At 44.1% G+C, this 22,591-nt stretch carries 19 protein-coding genes; 7 read left to right on the top strand and 12 right to left on the bottom strand.

The window, feature by feature from the left end; genetic code table 11:
* Positions 1-344 precede the first annotated feature (344 nt).
* Entirely contained in the window at positions 345-1,223 is an 879-nt protein-coding gene (gene yghU / locus H6F44_RS18030) for a glutathione-dependent disulfide-bond oxidoreductase (protein ID WP_190352421.1), read from the bottom strand.
* 173 nt (positions 1,224-1,396) lie between these two features.
* Here yghU and rsmH point away from each other — a divergent pair, with 173 nt between their 5' ends.
* Positions 1,397-2,266, top strand: a complete 870-nt coding sequence (gene rsmH / locus H6F44_RS18025; RefSeq protein WP_190352420.1) for a 16S rRNA (cytosine(1402)-N(4))-methyltransferase RsmH — start codon at positions 1,397-1,399, stop codon at positions 2,264-2,266.
* Between the two features lie 48 nt (positions 2,267-2,314).
* On the opposite strand, the gene H6F44_RS18020 is transcribed toward rsmH, so the two are convergent.
* Positions 2,315-3,199, bottom strand: coding sequence for an acyl-CoA desaturase (locus H6F44_RS18020; protein ID WP_190352419.1), 885 nt, complete (start codon positions 3,197-3,199; stop codon positions 2,315-2,317).
* A gap of 223 nt (positions 3,200-3,422) precedes the next feature.
* Between H6F44_RS18020 and H6F44_RS18015 the strand changes: the two genes are divergently transcribed.
* From H6F44_RS18015 to H6F44_RS18000, 4 genes are all read left to right on the top strand, one after another.
* A complete protein-coding gene (locus H6F44_RS18015) occupies positions 3,423-5,063 on the top strand; it encodes a transglutaminase domain-containing protein (RefSeq protein ID WP_190352418.1) in 1,641 nt (546 codons plus the stop codon).
* 339 nt (positions 5,064-5,402) lie between these two features.
* A complete protein-coding gene (locus H6F44_RS18010; RefSeq protein ID WP_190352417.1) occupies positions 5,403-7,256 on the top strand; it encodes an ATP-binding protein in 1,854 nt (617 codons plus the stop codon).
* A complete protein-coding gene (locus H6F44_RS18005; RefSeq protein ID WP_190352416.1) occupies positions 7,253-7,627 on the top strand; it encodes a response regulator in 375 nt (124 codons plus the stop codon). The genes H6F44_RS18010 and H6F44_RS18005 overlap by 4 nt, the downstream gene beginning before the upstream one ends.
* A 91-nt stretch (positions 7,628-7,718) precedes the next feature.
* Positions 7,719-9,251 carry a response regulator gene (locus H6F44_RS18000; RefSeq protein WP_190352415.1) on the top strand — a complete coding sequence of 511 codons (1,533 nt, stop codon included), beginning with the start codon at positions 7,719-7,721 and terminating at the stop codon, positions 9,249-9,251.
* A gap of 58 nt (positions 9,252-9,309) precedes the next feature.
* Here H6F44_RS18000 and cobU read toward each other — a convergent pair whose 3' ends face one another.
* From cobU to H6F44_RS17955, 10 genes are all read right to left on the bottom strand, one after another.
* Positions 9,310-9,867: a bifunctional adenosylcobinamide kinase/adenosylcobinamide-phosphate guanylyltransferase gene (cobU, locus tag H6F44_RS17995; protein WP_190352414.1), complete on the bottom strand. Its 558-nt coding sequence runs from the start codon at positions 9,865-9,867 to the stop codon at positions 9,310-9,312.
* Positions 9,868-9,881: 14 nt separating this feature from the next.
* Complete coding sequence (locus H6F44_RS17990) at positions 9,882-11,633, bottom strand: ABC transporter ATP-binding protein (protein WP_190352413.1); 1,752 nt, start codon at positions 11,631-11,633, stop codon at positions 9,882-9,884.
* A gap of 170 nt (positions 11,634-11,803) precedes the next feature.
* Positions 11,804-12,484: a DUF4276 family protein gene (locus tag H6F44_RS17985; protein ID WP_190352412.1), complete on the bottom strand. Its 681-nt coding sequence runs from the start codon at positions 12,482-12,484 to the stop codon at positions 11,804-11,806.
* A gap of 3 nt (positions 12,485-12,487) precedes the next feature.
* Positions 12,488-13,651, bottom strand: coding sequence for an AAA family ATPase (locus H6F44_RS17980; protein ID WP_190352411.1), 1,164 nt, complete (start codon positions 13,649-13,651; stop codon positions 12,488-12,490).
* A gap of 33 nt (positions 13,652-13,684) precedes the next feature.
* On the bottom strand, positions 13,685-15,052 hold the full coding sequence (locus H6F44_RS17975; protein WP_190352410.1) for a M16 family metallopeptidase: 1,368 nt from the start codon (positions 15,050-15,052) through the stop codon (positions 13,685-13,687).
* A 108-nt stretch (positions 15,053-15,160) separates the two neighbouring features.
* Complete coding sequence (locus tag H6F44_RS17970) at positions 15,161-16,183, bottom strand: hypothetical protein (protein ID WP_190352409.1); 1,023 nt, start codon at positions 16,181-16,183, stop codon at positions 15,161-15,163.
* A gap of 125 nt (positions 16,184-16,308) precedes the next feature.
* Positions 16,309-17,574, bottom strand: coding sequence for a (E)-4-hydroxy-3-methylbut-2-enyl-diphosphate synthase (gene ispG, locus H6F44_RS17965; protein WP_190352408.1), 1,266 nt, complete (start codon positions 17,572-17,574; stop codon positions 16,309-16,311).
* Between the two features lie 316 nt (positions 17,575-17,890).
* Positions 17,891-18,559 carry a Uma2 family endonuclease gene (locus tag H6F44_RS17960; RefSeq protein WP_190352407.1) on the bottom strand — a complete coding sequence of 223 codons (669 nt, stop codon included), beginning with the start codon at positions 18,557-18,559 and terminating at the stop codon, positions 17,891-17,893.
* A 104-nt stretch (positions 18,560-18,663) separates the two neighbouring features.
* A complete protein-coding gene (locus tag H6F44_RS24110; protein ID WP_407681876.1) occupies positions 18,664-18,738 on the bottom strand; it encodes a hypothetical protein in 75 nt (24 codons plus the stop codon).
* Positions 18,739-18,861: 123 nt separating this feature from the next.
* Positions 18,862-19,086 carry a DUF433 domain-containing protein gene (locus H6F44_RS17955; RefSeq protein WP_190352406.1) on the bottom strand — a complete coding sequence of 75 codons (225 nt, stop codon included), beginning with the start codon at positions 19,084-19,086 and terminating at the stop codon, positions 18,862-18,864.
* Between the two features lie 111 nt (positions 19,087-19,197).
* On the opposite strand from H6F44_RS17955, the gene H6F44_RS17950 reads away from it, so the two are divergent.
* Entirely contained in the window at positions 19,198-21,543 is a 2,346-nt protein-coding gene (locus H6F44_RS17950) for a GUN4 domain-containing protein (RefSeq protein ID WP_190352405.1), read from the top strand.
* Between the two features lie 650 nt (positions 21,544-22,193).
* A complete protein-coding gene (locus H6F44_RS17945; RefSeq protein ID WP_190352404.1) occupies positions 22,194-22,511 on the top strand; it encodes a transposase in 318 nt (105 codons plus the stop codon).
* Positions 22,512-22,591 lie beyond the last annotated feature (80 nt).

The raw sequence follows: 22,591 nt of genomic DNA, 5'->3' as shown, positions 1-22,591 counted from the left end.
AGCTTTAAGCTTGCTCAAGATAGCTGAACTTAATGGTCATTGGAATCATCTTTGCTTCCCTTCTCAACCTGTTTAGCCATCAACGAATTATTTACAGCAAGGAACTTCTTGCTGCTCATTAAGTGAAAGTTGATCGATCAAAGTAACAACCTGATCTTTTGTAATTTGTAAAGTTAGCATAAGTGGCAATTCCCTTAAGTATTATTCATGAATTTAGCAAAATATTATTTTCTATTGCCTAAATTATAACGTTACGTCAATCCTAAACTCTTCATACCCTGCAAGTCAGGCGATCGCCTCAACAATCTATCTGTTAAGAGCGATCGCCTCTTCTGACTATTTATTTACGATGACGCGCTTGCGATTTTGTCTTGAGTTTTTGTGTCGAAATCCCTTGCATCATGGCGTTCATGAAGCTGCTCGGACGGATCGCCAGATATTCTATTAACCATACGTCCGCGCTTCACGGCTGGTCGCGAGAGTATGGTGTCAGCCCAGCGCTGAACATGGGTATAGTCCTGCACACTGAGAAACTCCGCCGCACCGTAGGATAGCCCTTTGACAAGCCCACCGTACCAAGGGAACACCGCAATATCGGCGATCGTATAGTTCTCTCCTGCAAGATATTCACTTTTCTCCAGACGGCGATCGAGTACGTCAAGCTGGCGCTTCACCTCCATTGCAAAGCGATCGATGGCATATTCGATCTTGATCGGAGCATAGGCATAAAAGTGTCCGAAGCCGCCACCCAGATAGGGCGCACTGCCCATCTGCCAAAATAGCCAGTTCAACGTCTCAGTCCGTCCCACGATGTCCTTCGGAAGGAATTCGCCAAATTTCTCCGCTAAATAGAGAAGAATGGAACCAGACTCAAATATGCGGATCGGAGTTGCCCCACTGCGGTCTAACAGTGCAGGAATCTTAGAGTTGGGATTGATCTCCACAAAGCCTGAGCCAAACTGATCGCCTTTACCGATGTTGATTAGCCATGCATCATATTCCGCTTCCGCATGACCAAGAGCCAGCAATTCCTCCAGTAGAATTGTGACCTTCACTCCGTTCGGCGTACCGAGGGAATAGAGTTGGAGTGGATGTTTGCCAATGGGCAGATCCTTGTCGTGGGTGGCTCCAGCGATGGGGCGGTTGATATTTGCGAAGCTGCCTCCGCTAGGCTTGTTCCATGTCCATACTTTTGGTGGAATGTAGTCAGGGGTATCTGTCATGGTAGTCTCCAAAATTGATTAATGTCACGTCATGCAGCTAGGATAGCTGCGGCAGTTTCCCGCCCACTGACAAGGCGATCGCCTTTTTCAGGGTCGCTTTTTGCAAGTATAGTAGCTAGAAATCATCAAGAAAGATTCGCCCACCAAATTCGATTTAGCTAAAACTCAAAAATATGACTGCTCAGTTTCATCATGTCCCTGTCCTTGCCGAACCCACGATCGCTGGCTTAGAAATTGTGGCAGGAGGACTATATCTTGACTGTACGGTGGGCGGCGGTGGGCATAGTGCTTTGATATTGCAGGGGGCGGAGAATGTACAGCTAGTGGCGATTGATCGCGATGGTATGGCGATCGCGGCGGCAAGTGCAACGCTAAAAGACTATGCCAATCAAGTCACCTTTTGGCGCGGCAATTTTTGTGAATATAAACCTAGTTCTGGCGTGCTTTTTGATGGCATCTTAGCAGATCTAGGCGTAAGCTCGACCCAGTTTGATGTGGCGGAGCGGGGTTTTAGCTTCCGCGAAGCGGGCGATCTCGATATGCGAATGGACGATCGCCAACCCCTGACTGCGGCACAAATCGTTAATTATTATGCCGAAAAAGAGTTAGCCGATATATTTTATACCCTTGGGGAAGAGCGCCTATCGCGGCGCATTGCTAGGCAAATTGTCGAGAAGCGCCCCTTTTACACCACGCTAGAACTCGCTAATGCGATCGCCGCCTGTGTGCCGTCAAGCTATCGCCATGGACGTATTCATCCTGCGACGCGCACTTTTCAGGCATTAAGAATTGCGGTCAATCGCGAATTAGAGAGCCTTGAGAAATGGTTGGCGGTTGCCCCAAATTGGTTAAAGCCCAATGGCAAGATCGCGGTTATCACTTTCCACAGTCTCGAAGATCGCATCGTTAAACATACTTTCCGTGAGGATGACAGGTTGCAAGTGATTACCAAAAAAGTGATTACCGCCACTGATGCCGAAATCAAGGCTAACCCAAGGGCGCGATCGGCGAAGTTACGCATCGCTCAACGGCACGAGTTTTAAAAATTACAAAATGGCTATGCCATTTTGTAATTTTCTTAAAGACTTTAATTATCGAGTTTTAACCGATGTTAAATTTGGAATCCTGGCTTTTGCCAATAAATCTCTTTCGCTAGGCGATCGCAACTTTGAGGCTAAGCCCAAAAATTCCAACATTTTGATAAAAGCAAAAGTCGGATCGGGTAGGTAAACAACTTGACCATCATGAATATCGATGCCATGACGGCTAGAAGCAGGGAAAGCATGGTGAAGATTATGCCAACCTTCCCCTAGGGTGAGCAAAGCCACAAACCAATTATGGCGACTATAATCACTAGTAATAAATGGTTGGCTCCCCCAAAGGTGACTAAGGGAGTTAACCGTCTGCACCCCGTGAAATAGCAAGGTGGTACTAAGGAAAAAAGCCCCCAGATATTCCAATCCCCCCATCCAGTAAGAAATTATACCAAGGCTAACTAGGGGGATGAAATGTAAGCGATCAATCACCCTTAGCACTGGATCACTTTCAACATCGGTAGGCAATTTGTCTGGGAAAAATTGTGGCGACAACAGCCACCCCCCCTGCGACCAATAAAAGCCCCTTATCCCTTGATGGGGCAGATGGGGAGAATGGCTATCGATCACTTGGTCTGAATGTTGATGATGGTTGACGTGATGGGCTTTCCACCAACTTGGTCCCATCTGACCTGCGGAAGCGCCGACAATACAGCCAACCCAGAGGAGAGGCTTGGGCGATTGATAGCTTTTATGGGTAAGTAGGCGGTGATAAATACTTGTAGTGGCAAGCATCCGCAGCCAGTACAACACCGTGATCCAAGCGATCGCCCCCCAAGATAAGCCAGTGATAAATATAAGTGATGAACCAATATGACTGACAATGATTAGAATCGGACCAATGATATAGGAAATAGTTGTGAGTAAGGAATATGGCTTCATTTTTGTTGCTGCGATCTCAATCTTGCTCATCTGGATTTGACCTTGAAATTTCGTCTTGAAATTTTGTCTTGAAATTTTGTAAGTGATGCAAGAAACTCACTCACAAAAATAATACGATAATTTAGTTATGTTGCCTTTGCTACGGAACTAATATGTCTTTTAAAGTCAGATCAATGACTGTAGTAAAAGTTTGCGCTCAACTATCCACCTGACTAAATACCCTATGCCTAGCTTACCAAGCACGATCTATCCCATTGGCTCTTATAACCTTCATGGTTTAGTGTGGCAAACCGATGTAAGCACTAATGCAAGTGATGCTGTCAGTACTGGCAAACCCTATGCGATCTGTGTGGATGCCTATCAGGGACATTTACTGAAGATCGATCCATTTTCCGAGAGCGCAACCGTACTCAACAATTACACCGCCTTGCAATTTCGGGATGCAACGGGCTTAGCGATCGCGGGTGAGACTTTATGGATTGTGAAAGACAATACGATTTATTACTGCAACATGGTTGATTACGATCTGCAACCATTTATGGAGTTACCCAATCGCATTGATGGGATTGCTGTGTCTGAGGGTGGTGTTTATGTTAGCTCCAGTCAAGTCGGTCAAATTTTTGTATTTGGTAGAGCCACCCGCACCCTCTTAAGAATTATGGAAGCGCCGGGGGCAGGCTTTGAGTCCCTGACATTGCTGGGAGAAGAACTCTGGATTAGCGATCGCACCGAAGAAACCGTCTATCGCCTCAATGCCAAAACAGGGGAAGTAATCCAACGGGGCTTAACGCCTTTCCCCAATGCTACGGGGCTAGGATTTTTGGGTAAAGACTTATATGTGGTCTATTCTGGCGATGAGAAGTATATTCGCGAAAATCCTAATGATCTCGATCAACCTTTTTCCGTAGCCCTGCGCGAGCAAAACTTTATCCATCGTCTCAAATTTCAACAATATCAAGATCAAAAACTCAACTACACCCTCACCACTGGCTACAAGGTGGAAATGGTGTATCTAGAAGAGCTATCTTCTGAAGATCCCACCTCCGTCTATAACCTCACATGGCGCGTTGCCTATCCCACCGATACCTATCGCCAAAAATTAATTGCAATCGAGCCAATTGGCGCTCCCTTTGTGGAAGAAATTGTGGATGGTCAAAAGGTAGCCGCTTTTCAACTAGGCAATCTCAAACCCGAAGAAGCAAGAATGTTTGGGTGGAAAGCAACTTTGGAATTGCATGGCATCAAGTATGAACTAAAGGAAAGTGAAGTGGAATTTGTACCAGAACTTTCACCAGAGATGCAAAAGCTTTATTTGATCGATGATGACGGCTTGAGTATGGACAATCCCATCATTCAGTCAGCCGCAAGGGATGCGGTCGGCAGTGAGACGAATATTCTTCGCAAAATGCGCCTAATTCGCGATTACGTTTATGACAAGCTATCCTATCGAGTTACGCCCTATATTGCTGCTCCTGAAGAGGTATTACTGCGCGGCACTGGCTCCTGTGGTGAATATGTGGGGCTGTTGCTGGCGCTTACCCGTTTAAATGGTATCGCTTGCCGCACCGTTGGGCGTTACAAATGCCCCCATGATGGCGAATTGATGATGAATGTACCTTTGCATCAGTACTATAACCATGTGTGGATTGAATTTTATATTCCTAGCGTCGGTTGGTTGCCGATGGAGTCTAACCCTGATGATACGGGCGATCGCCCCTATCCCACACGCTGGTTTATGGGGTTGCCTTGGTATCATGTGGAAATTGGTAAGGGTATCTTTTTTGAAACGATTCAACCACAGCCCTATTCCATTGGTGAGCTATCGGTGAATCATGTGCGGTTTAAGATTCTAGAAGAGCTATAGTTATCGCAGTTTGCAAGTTGTCAAAGACAACTTGCAATCCCTACCATATACACAAGTTAGGTATCTGGTCAAAGCTTAAAGCCTGTAAGGTTTACAAGTTACGATCGCCGCATCGGTAAAGCATAAGTCTTGGCAATAAGTTAATATTTAGGTAAGTTTAAACGTAATTGCTCAACTTAGAGAGAATAAGGAGTTGAGCAATTACCATTAAAGTACATAACCAGCACACAAGGCGATCGCCATGCAAGGAGATGGGACATTGCCGAAGCTCAATTTGCCAGATTTGCAACCAGTCCAAGCTATATTTTTAGAACCATAGGACTGCGGTAAGATCCTTTTATGCCTAAACGTAAGCGTTCAAATTCATCAAAAACTAAGCGATCGCCCCAAGCCCAACCACCTGTGTCTCCCAACTATAAACAGGAGGAACTGTGGCGACAAAGGCAATGGGTAAAGCTGTTTTCGGAAGTGACGCTAAAAATTCGCCAATCTTTGCAGTTTAAAGAAATTCTCCGTGCTACGGTTACGGAAGTGCAACGCATTTTAAAGGCAGATCGGGTACTCATTTATCAAGTCTTGCCAGACGGCACTGGACGCGCCATTAGCGAAGCCGTATTACCCGAATATCCCAAGATTTTAGATTTAGTATTTCCTGAAGAGGTATTTCCTGAGGCATACCATCAACTTTATGCGGCGGGACGGGTGAGGGCGATCGCCGATGTGCATGATCCGCAATCTGGGCTTTCAGAATGCTTGATTGATTTTATCAATCAGTTCCACATCAAAGCAAAATTAATTGTTCCCATTCTCCAAAATCTCAATTCCCATCAGTTTAATGCGCCACCCCAAAACCTGCAAACCTCAGAAACCAACTCAACCAACCAACTATGGGGATTGCTAATTGCTCACCATTGCGATCGCCCCCATCAATGGTTTGATTTTGAACTAGAACTAATGCAGCAACTCGCCGATCAGATCAGCATAGCCCTTGCCCAAGCCCAGTTGCTAGAACATTTGGAAGAAATTGTAGAGGTTCGCACTGCCGAGTTGCAGGAGGTGAATCGAAATCTGCAACAGGAAATAAATGATCGGATGCAGGCAGAGGCAGCGCTGAGACGTAGTGAAGAACAATTAAGCCTAATCACTAACGCCTTACCCGTCTTGATCGCCTATGTAGACGATCGCCAAATTTATCGCTTTAACAATCAAGCCTATGACGATTGGATTGGCAAAACCCCAAAAAATATCTATGGCTGTAAACTGCAAACCGTATGGGGCGATGACTGCTATGCAAGGATGCAACCCCATGTAAATCAGGCGCTCACAGGCAAAGCCGTTAGCTATGAAAACGAAATCATCCTCAAAGATGGTCAGCCCTGCTCTGTAAATGTCACTTACATTCCCCACCTTGACGACAAACATCAGGTGAAGGGATTTTTCGCCTTGACCAGTGATATTAGCGATCGCAAAGCGATCGAACGCATGAAGGACGAATTTATTGCCGTGGTCAGCCACGAATTACGCACCCCCTTAACCTCCCTCCATAGTGCCTTAAAAATCCTTGCCACAGGGCGCTTGGGCAAACTATCGACCGATGGACAGCAAATGTTAGAGATTGCGGATGAAAATACAGAAAGGTTGGTAAGGCTCGTGAATAATGTGCTAGATCTCCAAAGGATCGAATCGGGGGAAGTACAAATGGAGAAACAAATCCGCAATGTGGCGGCATTGATGATTCAGGCGACAGAAGCGATGCAACCAATGGCACAACAGCATGGGGTGATTCTCGCAGTAAAACCCATCGATGTCGAAATCCTCGTTGATTGTGATTACATCGTCCAAGCGCTAACTAATCTCCTTAGCAATGCCATCAAATTCTCATCCCCCGATAATACCGTATGGCTGACAGTAGAACTTCAAGAGCAAGCAGTTCTATTTTCTGTCCGTGATGAAGGGCAGGGCATTCCCTTAGACAAATTGGAAACTATTTTTGAGCGCTTTCAACAGGTGGATTCATCGGATTCACGGCGTAAAGGCGGCACAGGTTTAGGATTGACAATCTGCCGCAAAATCATCGAGCAGCACGATGGCAAGATCTGGGCAGAGAGCGTTTTAGGTCAAGGTAGCACATTTTCATTTACCATACCTTTAACCCCCTTTGCGCCGCCCATTCTTGACAATCCAAATCTATGAGCAGTAAACGCATTTTAATTGTTGATGATGAAGAAAGTATTCAAACAGTAGTGCAGTTTGGCATTAGGATGGCGGCGGACTGGGAAGTGATGATTGCTAGTTCAGGACCACAGGGTATTGCAATGGCCTGTGATCATAGCCCTGATGCTATCTTGCTGGATGTAATGATGCCAGATATGGATGGTATTGCCACATTTAAAGCACTGCAAGGCAATCCTCCAACGGCACATATTCCTGTGATTTTCTTAACTGCTAAGGCACAAACCTCAGAGAGAAGGCAGTTTCAAGACCTCGGTGTTAGTGGTGTGATTACAAAGCCATTCAACTCTCTGGATCTGCCCGATCAAATTGCTAAGATATTAGCTTGGTAAAGGATAAAGCAGGATAAAAGCTGCTGCGGTAGCTCAAGACCAACGCAGCATAAGTACATCGGCATAAGTACATCGGATCAGTAAAAATGCAATGAAAATTTTGGTAGTCGAAGATGATGAGGTTTTAGTTGCAGTCTTAACCAAGAGTTTGACCGCGCATCATTATGTTGTGGATGTGGTCAAGGATGGGGAAATGGGCTGGATTTATGGCTCGACCTTTGAGTATGACCTGATCGTTTTAGATATTGTATTGCCAAAGATAGACGGGCTTTGTCTATGTCAGCGTTTACGAACCGAAGGATATACGACCCCGATTTTACTGCTCACTTCTCAAAATGCAAGTACTGCTAAAGTAATTGGGCTAGATGCGGGAGCCGATGATTATGTGGTAAAGCCCTTTGATGTGGCGGAGCTAATCGCCAGGATTCGGGCGCTGTTGCGGCGCAGTCAGACGAGTTCTTTGCCGTTATTGGTTTGGGGAGAATTGTTGCTCAATCCTAGTACTTGTGAAGTTTCCTATGATGGTCAAGCCTTAACCCTAACCAATAAGGAATATGAACTGTTGGAGCTATTATTGCGGGATAGTCAACATTTACTCAGTGCCGATGAGATTCTCGATCGCCTCTGGTCTTCCGATGAGTTTCCCTCTGAGGCAACGGTGCGATCGCATATTCGGCGCTTGCGGCATAAGCTAGTCGCAGTGGGTGCGCCATCAGATTTTATTGCCACCGTTCACGGTCGTGGCTATTACCTCAAAGCACCAAATACAGGCAATCAACATTCCCTTGCTAACTCAACGAAACTAGCGGCAGATGCCCATGCTCCTAGCCAGTCCCAACCTAGTCAGCAGCAGCAATATTTAGAATTTCTCAATCAATTGTGGCTAACAACTAAGCCAAAAAGTTTAGAACAGTTGGATCTGCTGTGGCGATCGCTACGGAAATTAAGGGTGGGTGGCTTTGATGCTCAAGGGCAGAGACAAGCCCAAGAAATTACCCATAAACTAGCAGGAACCCTTGGCACAATGGGTTTAACTTTGGCGATGCAGCTATCCCGTCAATTAGAGACTCTATTTACTAATCCTGAATTGCTGAAAAAACAGGTAGAAAAGCATCTATTAGAGATTTTAGAATCCCTTGTCAAAGGGTTAGAGCAAACCATTCAAAATACAGAAGTCCTGCATAGCATCCCCATCTCAGGTGTCACTGGCAGTAACTTGGCGATCGCTGGTTGTCAAGATTCGCCACGGGTGATGATTGTTGATGATGATGTTGATTATTTGCGATCGCTACCCAAATTGTTGCAACCTTGGGGCTTTAAAGTCACAACCCTAGCCGATACCAAAGATTTTTGGCAGGTCTTAGATCTCGTTCTTCCTGATATTTTAGTATTGGATGTCAATATGCCTCAAATTAATGGACTAGAACTTTGCCAAGCCCTCAGAGATAAACAAACTTGGCAAAGGCTGCCCATCTTATTTTTAAGTGTATTGTCTGATGCTAATACGCAAAATCTCGCCTTTAGTGTTGGTGCAGATGACTACATTTGCAAGCCCATTGTCGGCATCGATCTTGCCAATCGTATCCACAACCGCTTAAAAAGGGTGCAGTCCTACAGCAATTAGCGATCAAGCGAACCACAAGAAAGCTTTTAAAATTTTTTTAGTTTGGGTTTGAGCGTAGCTATTTTGGCGGCAATTTTTCACCGATTTGCGAGAGATTGACGGCATGACCGCCTGTGACTAGGTAAACGACATCGGCGATCGCCCCAATTTTGCGGCTGAGACTGCCGAGGCGATCGCGAAATTGACGACCGAGGGCATAGGCTGGCACAATGCCCCAACCAACCTCTTCAGAAACAAAGGTAATATCTAGATGGCAATGCTGAATCATAATCAATAATTCCTGTTCTATTTGTTGCCAAATTTCCTCTGGCTGTTCTAAAAGATTGGCTAACCATGTGCCGAGAGAATCCACTAGAACATAAGCCTCTAAATTATTTTGATGATTGTGATCTTCTAATTCAGAAATGATTTTTGCTAAGTCAATGGGAACTTCTTGGGTTTGCCAATCTGAGGGGCGGCGATCGCGGTGTTTTTGTAATCGCGCATCCCATTCAGGATCATCGGCATAGCGTGAGGCAGTGGCAATATAGATCACGTTTTTTTGCGATCGCATGGCTAGAAGTTCTGCCCATTCACTTTTGCCAGATCGGGTTGCCCCTGTTACAAGAGTAATCATTTATTTGTGAGGAATTAATGTAAGTGCTGCTTCGCAACACTTATACTAAAACAGTTCGCTAACTCCTGCGGGGTAATCAACGGACAGGGGCGATCGCTAATTTTGCTGAGATTTTGAGCGAGAAATACGGATTGGGGCGGCGTGAGGTAAGTGGATTGCAGCAAATTGACCTGATGATATGCCTGACGCAAAGGCGCATCTAGCAAAATTGCCCCCTTACCCATGACGATCGCGCGATCGGCATAGTCGGGCATCAAGTATAGATGATGGGTAATCACAATCACAGTCTTGCCCATTTGATGCAATTGACGGCTCACTTCTAAAATGGAACTTGCCCCTTGATAGTCCTGCCCTGTGGTTGGTTCATCAAAAATCACAATATCTGGATTCATTGCCAATAACGCTGCAATCACGATCCGCGCCCGTTCGCCCTTGGGTAAGGATAGGGGATGAGCATCACGGTGAGACTGTAACTGCATGGCTTGTAGGCTGCGATCGGTGGCTTCCTTTATTTGCACAGCGTTATATCCTAGAAAGGGCAATGCAAAGGCGACCTCTTTAGCAACGGAAGTATTAAAAATCTGATTGTCAGGATTTTGAGCAAGATAGCCGATGGACTGGGCAAGTTCGCTGATGGATAGTTCTCGCGTATCGCGATCGCGGACTAAAACTTTACCTGATGTGGGTTTGAGCAGATTCAGAAAATGTTTGACTAAGGTACTTTTGCCAGCGCCATTTTGTCCCACGATGACGACATATTCCCCTGCATGGATGTCTAGGGATAGATCGCGGATTGCTTCTGTGCCATCTTCATAAATATGTTGCAGATGCTGAACCGATAGCAGAGGTAATGTTTTTTTAGTTGTTGGTGCAGTTGATGGAATGGGAAATGATAGGTTTGGCGATCGCTGTTGATATAGCAGATTCAAAGCAGCGATTCCTGCGTCAAGGGTTACGGGAATTGGCAAAGGCTGATCGCAATCACCAGAAGTCTGAGAAATATTGCTAAAAACTTGGGCAACTTCGGGAGGACGTAGCTTATGCTGTTTGAGAAAATTGGTTTGGGCATAAATTTCTTGGGGCGTGCCAAGGGCGACAAGTTGACCATCGGCTAGGAGGGCAAGGCGATCGCAAAATTCCGCCATTTCTTCAGCCGCATGGGATACCATCACGATCGCCATCCCTAGCTCTTCCTTGAGGGCTTGCACTGTCGCAAATACTTCCTGTGAACCAATGGGATCGAGTTGAGAAGTGGGTTCATCAAGGATGAGTAAATCGGGTTGCAGGGCAAGGGCGGCGGCGATCGCGAGGCGTTGCTTTTGACCGCCCGACAGTTCTTGAGGGTTCTTTTTCTCAAATCCTTCTAGGCGCACTGATTTTAAAACACGGGGAATCCTACGCATGATTTCTTCCCTTGGCACACAGAGATTTTCTAGGGCAAAAGCGATTTCATTCTCAACGGATGTGGCTGTAATCTGCACTTCAGGATCTTCAAAAACAATACCCACATGACGGGCGATCGCGCTAACAGAATGATCGAGAGTATCTAAACCCGCGATCGCAATTTTGCCGAAGAATCTGCCCCCATAAAATTGCGGCACGATCCCTGTCATTGCTAGGCACAATGTGGTTTTACCCGCCCCTGTTGCCCCAATAATTCCTAAAAATTCGCCCCTATTGACGGTCAAGGAAATATCTTTGAGGACTAAGTTCTTTGAGTTTGGATAGATATAGGAAAATTGGTCAAGTACGGCGATCGGTTCCATAGATTTAATTTGTGGTCAGGGGTAGTGTTATACGGCTTTGAGATGTTTACCTAAAACGAGTGATAGTTGCTACATCATAGGTTGGCAATACTCTATTTTGTTTGGTTGTCCATGCCAGAATTGATGGCTCATCTATGCCCGATAGCTTGACCTAATGCGATCGGGATATTTCAAGTCAACCCTTCTAGCTGCGTAACCCAGCGATCGAAATGTGGACATTTTTCTCTAATTTTTACTAAACCAATTTTTGCAATTACTTGAGTTGCTAGACTAGTTTTTAATTTTTTGTAATTTGGAATCACTTTTTCAAGTCTTTTAGAAGGAGTCGTAGCTATATTTTCGTTAATTAATTCTGGAGAAGGGTACTTCCTGTTACATTCCACGAAAAGGCGATCAATATCTTTTTTGTATTGATCATTTTGAGGAAAGTCTATATATGTTTCTCTCAGATCAGTAAAAATTAGAGCTTCAAACTCGTGCAATTGAATGTATGGAATAAAACGATGATCATCAATATCACCTGCAAAAGAATCTTCTAAATATTTAACTTTAAGATAAGGATCTGATAATTTGTTTGCTTGATCAAAGTTCGGAAAGCCAGTTGGTAGCCCATACAAGTCAAACATCGTAGTAAGCATTACGGGTTGGCTATTTTTCTCTCTCCATAAACGATTAATCTCATTTTTTATTTTTGCATAATTTGCTGAACCACCGCATATATTTTGGGATCTATCAGTTGTTACTAAATAAGGTTTAGGGTAAATTCCTTGTGGGTTTAAATGTGGTTTTAAAACCTCTTTTACAAACTTTGCCTCTGTTTGACCTTCCACAAGAATATTTAGAATAACCATTAGCTATGGTCTCCCACCAATTACATTTTTATTCCATAGCTCAGATAATGAGTATTCTTCTAGCCAATCTTCTAGCTCTTCCGCAACTAGTCTTTTAAAAGAAGATTCTCGGTCATTTCTTTCAACAACAATAATGTCTTCAGGATCAAAACAATCTACTAATAATGGTGATTGTGTTGCTAAAATTACTTGACAACGATTAGAAACACCATTAATTAAACTACCAACAACATCAATAGCATAGGGATGTAATCCCAACTCTGGTTCATCTAAAATTAAAACATCAGGTAGACTGTCAGGAGGTTGCAATAAAAGAGTTACTAGAGCCATTGCTCTTAATGTTCCATCCGAGGCTTGATGAGGACTAAAAACCAAGTCAGTCCCTAATTCTTGCCACTGTAAAATTACAGTATTATGTCTAGGAATAAATACAAAATCAGCAAAAAATGGAATAATTTGCCTAAGAGTTTCTACAATTCTTTGATAGTAACGAGGCTCATTTTCTCTAATTCTTAAAAGAAATGGTGCTAAATTTCCAGCATCTTCTTTAAGAAATTGGTTGTCATCAATATCCCATTTTTGTTTAAAACGAGCAGTTTTTGATGTGTCATGAAACTGATAAGTAGCAATTTTTCTTATAGAAGCTGATATGCTGTCCTTAATTTTTTTGTGTTCTGAATCATTAATTATTCTGGATTCTTTGTACCCCATCTCATCTGGTGATAACCAATCCTTGTCATCAGGAAAATTGTCGTCATTGAAAAAATCAAAAATGTTCCCCTGACTATGGTCGGTATAACTGTATGCTTCTCTACCAAATACAAAAGTATCTGTAGCTGCATAATCAAGTTTAAACTTATAGTCAAAATTTAACTTATAGTTAAGATCAACACCTAGCGCTTTTACATCAAACTCAAAATTAAGTTCAGATTCAATTTGTGAAGTAACCGCAGCTCCATCAAATAACAATGAATTTGCTCCACCTGACTGACCAACAAAAAATTGTAATTGACCAGGCGATCGCATCATCCAATGTAGCAACTTAAAAAAAGAAATAAAATTAGATTTACCTGAACCATTTGCGCCAATTAAGACATTGATGGGAGATAAATCTAAATCTAGTTCTCTAATTGATTTAAAGCCTTTAATGCTGATGTGTTTAAGCATAGCGATCGCCTAACTTTATACTCAATTGAAAATTTATGGCTTCACAATTAAAATGCCGTAGGCATCGGGATTTAGATATTTACGGACGGCGGCTTGAATGTCTTCCTTGGTGATTGACCTAATGCGATCAGGATAATTTAAGGCAGATTCTAGAGAACCGACAACGCGATCGTAATAGCCATAAAGCCCTGCCCTCTCCCTTGGCGATTCATTGCCAAAGATAAAGCGATTGCTAACTTGGGTGCGAATTTTGGCGAGTTCTTCATCGGTGACATAGGTTTCATGGAGCAGCAAAATATGCTCACGAACAGCACGTTCCACCATATCCACATCTTCGATATTTAACTTTGCAAATACTTGAAAAGTGCCTTGCCAAACCATAGCGGAATTGCTAACAGAAACGCGATCAACAAGGCGGCGATTTTCCCGCAAATCCTGTACCATACGAGAGGTGCGTCCACTACCGAGAATATTTGCCAAAATACTCAGGGGATAGGTTTCTTCAAGCTCAACTAAACCTGGTACGCGCCATGTCATGCTTAACCTTGCTTGGGTGAGGCTGCTGTCTGTTACTTCGCGGCGCACAACTTCGGTAAAGGGTGGCTCTGATGCAAAGCTCTGTATTGATTGCGATATTGATTGCGGTATTGATTGAGATTTAGGGGCGATCGCTGCCTTATTAGAGCTATCCAAGCCCGATTCATCAAAATACTGCTCAATTACGCTGATCATCTCCTGTACAGGCAGATTACCCACTACAGCGATCGTGATGTTGTTGGGGCTGTACCATTGCCGATGGAAGTCTTGCATTTGCTGCGCTGTCACCTGTGAGATCACTTCTACAGGACCAAGCACAGGACGGCGATAGGGCAGATGATCATAGACTAATTCAGAAATATGCCGATAAATGCGGCGATCGGGGTTGTCTTCGCTGCGGCGAATTTCTTCGAGGACAACATGGCGCTCACGCTGAAACTCTTCATCGGGAATGCTGGGATTGAGGACAATATCCAATTGCAAAGGTGCTAACTTGGCAAAATCTTGAGGGGCAACATTGATATAAAAATGCGTGTAGTCTTGGCTAGTTGCCGCGTTGGTATTGCCGCCGTGGGACTCGATCGCCTGTTCAAATTCACCCAGATTGAGGCGATCGCTACCCTTGAAAACCATATGCTCAAGGAAATGTGCCATGCCATTAATGCCATCATTCTCTACGGCAGAACCAACGCCAACCCAGATACTAAGATTGACGGCTTCAACAGGAATCTGCTCAACAATAATTTTGATCCCATTGGGGAGAATATGCTGAGTGGGTGATGTGGAGTTATGGGTAGCTAGATCATGGAGAGCATGATCAGAAACAGCTACATCTAACCGACGTGGAACGACGATCGCTGGCATGGCAAATATTTTTTACTAAAGTAATTGAGGCTAAAAGAGCCGCTTCGCGGCTCTTTTAGATGTCCACAAGAAGAGCGCGAAGCGGTCTTCTTGTTAAGTTAAAAATTTTTATAATTTCTCTAATGCCTGTAGTTTGAAATAAGCTTCACGCAATGGCAAACTAGAAGTATCTTCTAGCATAGCAGCAAAATCATAGGATTCTTGGTAAGCGGCACGTGCTTTTGGCAGATTTCCAAAGGATAAGTACAGATCGCCTAGATATCGCTGCACATTGGCGGCGGTTTCCCGATCGCCCATGACCAAAGCTAAACTGGAACGATTTTGCAATAGTTCTTCGATGCGGTAAAAATTCGGCACTTCTAAATAGGCATGAATCAAGCGATCGCTGGCGACTGCCATGAGTTGATAATTGTTGTATTGACGGGCGATCGTTAATGCCATGCCATAGTCTTTGAGCGCCCGTTTGTAGTCATCCTTTGCTAACCAAACATCCCCACTATTGACATAGGTATGTCCATCACCTATGGCATCGCGCAGAGGTCGCTCGATGACGGACTGAGCGTAAAGGCGCAAAGCTTGCAAATGATCGCCATGAATACTCGCGATTAAACCTTGATTGCCCAAAGCGATCGCCCGATCATGGGGCTGGTCATTTGCGTCAGCCAATTGCAAAGCGCGACTCGTCAAGGTTTTCGCACTATCAAGCTGACGCTTGCTAATCGCTATACTCGCCAAATTATTCGCTGACCGCATCACACTGCCTTGATCTTGCAGCATATTGGCATAGTCAATGTTTTTATGCATCGTGTCCTGCGCCGCATTTCTTGCCCCCATTTTCTCGTAAGCATCTGCCACCCTTGCCAATGTATAGGAGATAGATGGCTGATCGTTTACCCGCCGATAGTAGCCAATGGCATAGAGCCAAGTCTTAATTGCTTCACGGTGTTTGCCGTCTTTTGCCTGTTGTTGACCGAGATCGAGCAGGCGATCGGCTTCATCGCGCACCGTGCGATTTTCGAGGCGCACCGTTGTGTATTGAGCCTGCACTGGCATGGCGATCGCCCCAGCTAGACCCATAATCAAAGTTGTGGCGATCGCAAAACCCGACATTTCCTGACGCTTTGTACGCATAACCTTACATCCTCACCAAAAAGGTGAACATATTGTAGCGACATCACAGCAGTTTTCTCTAGAATTTTTCTGGCATTTTCTGACATTTAGCAAATTAAAGCCAGTTTTCCCATTGCGGCAACTAACTAAGGATCAACCCAGCGATCGTCGGCTTTGATTAGGGCAATTAACTGTTCAACGCCTTCGGCTTCAGGGACTCGCTTAATTTCTTCCTTGCCGCGATAGAGCGAAATTGTGCCTGGGGTTTTGCCCACATAGCCATAGTCGGCATCTGCCATTTCGCCAGGTCCATTGACGATGCAACCCATCACCGCAATATCTAAGCCCACCAGATGCTTAGTGGCTTCACGAACTTTATGTAAGACCTCTTCAAGATTGAATAGGGTGCGTCCGCAGGATGGACAAGCCACATACTCGACCATCGTTTTGCGAAGTCCGAGGGATTGTAAAATGCTGTAACAGACAGGAATCTCTTTCTCAGGGGCTTCGGTGAGGGAGACGCGGATCGTGTCGCCGATGCCCTGTGCCAAGAGGGTGGCAATGCCTGCGGTAGATTTGATGCGTCCATATTCGCCATCGCCTGCTTCGGTCACGCCCAAGTGCAGAGGATAAGCCATGCCCAGTTGATCCATGCGCTTAACCATTAACTGATAGGCGGCGATCATCACGGGTACGCGGGAAGCCTTCATGGAAATGACAATATTCTTGAAGTCAAGATCTTCACAGATGCGAATAAATTCGATCGCTGACTCCACCATCCCCTGCGGCGTATCACCATAGGTAAATAGCATTCGCTCTGCGAGGGAGCCATGATTTACGCCAATCCGCATGGCTTTGCCCTGTTCTTTAAGGGACAGCACTAGGGGCTTAAGGGTTTCGCGGACTTTTTCGCCAATCTCGTCAAATTCCGATTGGGTGTATTCTGTGCGGTTAGGTTTTGGTTTCTCGAAAACGTATAGACCTGGGTTAATGCGAACTTTGTGAATGTGCTTGGCAACTTCGAGGGCAATTTTCATGCCATTGTGGTGGACATCGGCAACCAGAGGCACATCTAAATAGGTACGCTTCAGCTTTTGGCGGATTTCCGATAGGGCGGCGGCGTGAGCCATACTTGGCACAGTAACGCGCACAATTTCGCACCCGATTTCATGGAGTCGGCGAATTGCGGCTACCGATCCCTCAATATCAAGGGTATCTTCGTTGATCATGGACTGCACGACTACGGGCGCACCACCGCCAATCGTAATATTGCCCACCTGCACGGGGCGAGTTTTACGTCTGACGATCACGCCGAGGTTTTCCGTGGCGCTTTCAGGGGCAGCGATCGCTTGATCGTCTTGACTGGCAATTCCGTTGGCTGAGATTTTGATGTTTTCAGAGACAATCGTCATAACAAATTTAGTTACTTCCGCCTATTAGTTTAAATTAAGTTGCACCCTATTCAGATCAAAACATAATCTGACATGAGAATTTATAAAGAGGGACGAGTCATGCAAATTAGTTCTGGATGAGTTTTTCATATTTTTGCAGTTAATTATCATTACTCCTTGCTCAATAAGTTTTACAGTTATATAACAATAGAATATAATAGTGAATAGGGTTTCCGTTCTTAAACTTTAAGCAGCATCTAAATGAACTAAGTTCCATAATCCAGTAGCATTCAACAAGAGGCGATCGCTATATATCAGGCTCACACACAATAGATGATTAATCAATTCCTGCGATGCGGCGATAGATTTCGGTAATGGGGATTTCGACATTCAGGTGAGGTAATGGGACTTTCTGTTCTAGCCGATCGCTTATTTGCAATTGCCAGATTTCACCATTTTCAGCCTTAGAATTGTTATTAGAATCAGATTTAGAATAATGCTCGATATATGGCTCTGATTGGCTAATGAGGAGATATTCTCTTAGGCTGGGAACAGAGCGATATTTACGGAATTTCTCGCCGCGCTCGTATCTCTCTGTTGATGGGGACAAGACTTCCACGATCAAAATAGGGTTGAGAATTTCGTCATTGCGCGTATCGTTAAATTCTGGTTCGCCATCAATCACCAGCACATCGGCATAAGTACCACAATTAAACTCTGGAATCCAGATTCGCATATCGCCGTTACAAATTTTAAAATCAGTATCACGAAGCATGAAGATAAGAAACCCTACTATGTTTGTCGCAATGAGGCTATGAGCAAACGATCCTCCAGACATAACAAAAATTTCTCCATTGCGATATTCAATGCGTTCTTCGGCAGTTTCGGAAATCATGCGATATTCAGCCAAAGTCACCAAATCTTTCTTTAGATGAGTCTCCTGACCTGTAATATCTGGAGTGTTTGCGACTGATGGGGGTTGAAGGCGATCGATAGCAACGACCATGACTGCACCTTTGAGTTAATCTGTCATAATTATAGGCGATTAGTTAAGAGCGATCGCCATAAACACCAGTCAAACACCATGACTCAAGAACTAAATTGGAAAACTTAATATAGAGTTAACAGTCCTAGAGATTCTGTGTTGGTTAACTCCTGAATATCAAGATAGTGAACTCTCAAAATATTCTCAATTTCTTTGGTTGAGCAGTTGCCACGGCGAATCCAAATTATTTTGGGGGAAATCCCAATAAAACCAACAACTCGTTATAGTCGCCATCTTTTGTGACAATTGTGAAATTATTAGCTTCATGCTTGAATTAGGAGGGTTTGTTGTTCGCGCTCGGCGGCATAGCTTAGACAGGCAAAAATATCTTCTTGGGTGAGGTATGGGAAGTCTTCAAGGACTTCTTGATAGGTCATACCAGAAGCGAGATAGGAAAGAACATCATAAACGGTGATTCGCATTCCTCTGATGCAAGGTTTGCCACTGCGCTTTCCTGATTCGATGGTGATGCGATCGCGATAGTTCATATTTTTAGATCAGTTTTTGATTGCTTGTTTCTCATCATACCAACATATTCTATTGGTTTATAATACTGGCAATGAGATCGCCCCAAACGCCCCTCAAGCACCATAAACACCATGACTCAAACACCAGAACCAGAAAAATCAAAGCTAACTTGGGAAGAAAAAATCACTGATATCTTACTCAAGGCATTTATGACGGGTGGGATCGGTGTTGGTGGAGCAAATGCCTTTTGGGAATTGTTTGCGAAGAGCGATATTCCCAAAGCGATCGCCTCCGCGATGATTGGTGCGGGGATATCCTATGGGGCAAAGATGCTGATGCCAATCCATAAGGGCAATGAAGAACGCGCCGAAAAATTTGGTAATGCGATCAATGAGGGAATGAATCAGGCTGGTGGTGCAATTGTGGCAAAATTGACCTCGGTTGAGGAGCGCTATTTTGAGGCACAGGCGGCGGATTGTGAGCTTTGCAGGACTGAGGGTGTCGGAAAGATGGATAACATTGCCACACCGATGTTAGAGGATGTGTTTGTGCGGTTGAGCCTGAATTTGCACATGGGGACGGCGGGATTTCGCAGTGAGCAGAAATTCGCTAAGTTGGTGAAATCTGAAGGTTTTGATCAAGAAGTTAATCAAGAAGACTTAGAGGATCGGTTCACGGTTGATATTTGGGAACTGTTAGCAAAGGCAAAAAAAGATTCAACATATCGGCAAATTGCGATTTTGGCTTGGGGCGGCTTTGGTAAAACGACTCTCTTGCGCCATGTTACCTATCGCCTATGTCGCAACAAACAGAACGAAAAGTATGATGTACAGCGCTATGTGCCTGTGTTGCTGCTATTACGGAAGTATCGTGATCTGCTGACTCAAGAAAATCCTGACGACTTACCAACAATTATCGAAAAGCATCATTTGCCTAATCTGAATGCTAATTTGCAAATGCCGCCAAATTGGGCGCGGGATCTGCTCAAGAAAGGCAAGATGATGATTTTGTTAGACGGATTTGATGAAGTTCCTAAATCTCAACGCCCATTGGTGGCGCGGTGGCTAAATACGCAAATGCGGAACTATCCTAAGTCCGTATTTATTTTGTCATCGCGTCCTAGAGCCTATATTGAGCAACCCTTTGATGATGATCGATTAGATTTAAAATCAGTGTTTCATGTGCAGCCGTTTACGCTTAAGCAGATTCAGGAATTTGTAAATAAATGGTATTGGTGTCAAGAATATTATGGCTGTGGCAAAACGGACTCTCTCGCAGTTCGCAATGAGGCAACAAATGCCGCGAGAGAATTGCTAGAGCAGATTGCTAATCGTGAGGAATTGACAAAATTAGCGAGTAATCCTTTATTGCTGACGATGATTGCGCGGTTTCATCGCCGTTATCCCAGTGCAGAACTGCCTAAACGGAGAGGCGATCTTTATCAAGAAATCTGTAATTTACAATTAAAGGATCGCCCCAATGCGCGACAGTTAGAGACGATGCTTACGGATGGTGGCGATCCACAGGTGATCTTGCAAATGCTGGCGTTGAAGATGATGATCGAAAAGGAAAAACGGGTCGATCGCGAAATTTTGTTAGAGAGACTAGATGCCTATTTATCTGCACAGAATGAAACTGTCAATGCGAGTGAATTTCTCGAAGATGTGGAAAAAATTAGTGAATTGCTAGTCCAAAAAGAAGATGAGCTTGAGTTTTCGCATTTAAGTTTCCAAGAGTTTCTGGCAGCGATGGAAATTATTCGCACCAATCAAGAAAGTATTCTGCATTCATATTTCCATGATGATTGGTGGAAGCAGGTGATTTTGTTGTATGTGAGTAAGGTCAAGAAGCCTAGCAATCTCATTAAAACGGCGCTAGATGCAGGGGCGATCGATTTGGCTTTGGCTTGCACTCAGGAAACGAGGAAGCAGATTGATGCAAATGTTAAAAAGGATTTGCAAGCTCTAGAAGAACAACGTCAGTTACAAGCAGTGGAAATTGAAATTAAAAATTCTCTCTATCAACAATTGGAGGAATATCTCAAAAATCAGCAATGGTATGAGGCGGATCAGGAAACTTGGAAGCTGATGCTCAAGGTGACGAATCGGGAAGAAGAGGGATATTTAGAGTTAGATAATGTTAGAAATTTCCCCTGTGAGGATTTACTAACGCTAGATCGCCTGTGGGTGGAATATAGCAAGAAACATGGATTTGAGTTTGGCTTTAGTGTCCAGAAGCAGATTTATGTCGAGTGTGGTGGTACTCTAGATTTTAGTTATCCTAGTTCTGAGACTTGGGCAAAATTTTGCGATCGCACTGCATGGACAAACGATGGAAAAGGGGTGGACTATACCGACCAATTTTTTGAGAATAATTTTATGTGTGTGAAGGGTCACCTCCCATCTACGTATAATTTTAATCTTATGTATGGGGGGAGTCTTAGAGTATGGTATCTTTTCTCGCATCAAGACTTGTGAAGTGTAGTAGATAAAGATTACAGTCCAATATTAAGCTTTTGTTACAATCCCATTTCTACGACATAATCAGCCTTCCAGCACTTTTATTACCTGTCACCAAGAGATTTTCATGTAGGGGCAGAGCATTACCGCCACAATCTATCAATTTTCAGATCCACCCAATACGGTAAAGCTCTGCCCTAAACCTTCGGGATGCACGACCATCCCAAACCGCACAACATCTCCAACATTCACCGACAATCCCCAAACCGCATTCATAAATTATCGGTAACAGCGCAAAGGGTAGAGCATTTGCGGAGCGAGATTGTAGAAGGGAGTTGCGAGATATCGGCGCAAATGCTCTACCCCTACACATAAAAATCCTTCATTATTTCCGTAGGGGCAGAGCATTACCGCCACAATCTATCAATTTTCAGATCCACTCAATACGGTAATGCTCTGCCCTAAACCTTCGGGATGCACGACCATCACAAACCGCACAACATCTCCAACATTCACCGACAATCCCCAAACCGCAGTCATAAATTATCGGTAACAGCGCAAAGGGTAGAGCATTTGCGGATCGAGATTTCGGTGATAATTTATAAATAGCGGCGCAAATGCTCTACCCATACATTTACCCTGTTTGTCATATTTGCCGAACCTATTTTATGTCTTACAATCCTGAAATTCATCATCGGCGCTCTATCCGTTTGAAAGGATATAACTACACAAATTCAGGAATCTATTTTGTAACTATCTGTTGCCATCAAAGACAGCATTTATTTGGGAATATAGAAAATGGACAGATGAAAATAAATGCGATCGGTCAGATTGTCTCTAACCTGTGGCAAAAAATCCCCCAGCATTTTCTGAATGTAGAACTTGATGAATTTATCCTAATGCCCGATCACTTGCATGGAATCATCATTACCTCAGAGTCAACTGAAAAATCATCATTAGCAAATATTAGACCTGTTGGGAAATAGTGATAAGATAAAAAACATAAGCAACGCGATATAGACGATGTTAAACATAGAACGCATCCTCAAGCAAGATCGATTAGTAA

Source organism: Pseudanabaena cinerea FACHB-1277 (assembly GCF_014696345.1).
GTDB lineage: Bacteria > Cyanobacteriota > Cyanobacteriia > Pseudanabaenales > Pseudanabaenaceae > Pseudanabaena > Pseudanabaena cinerea.
This window is presented reverse-complemented; position numbering and strand designations above follow the sequence as displayed.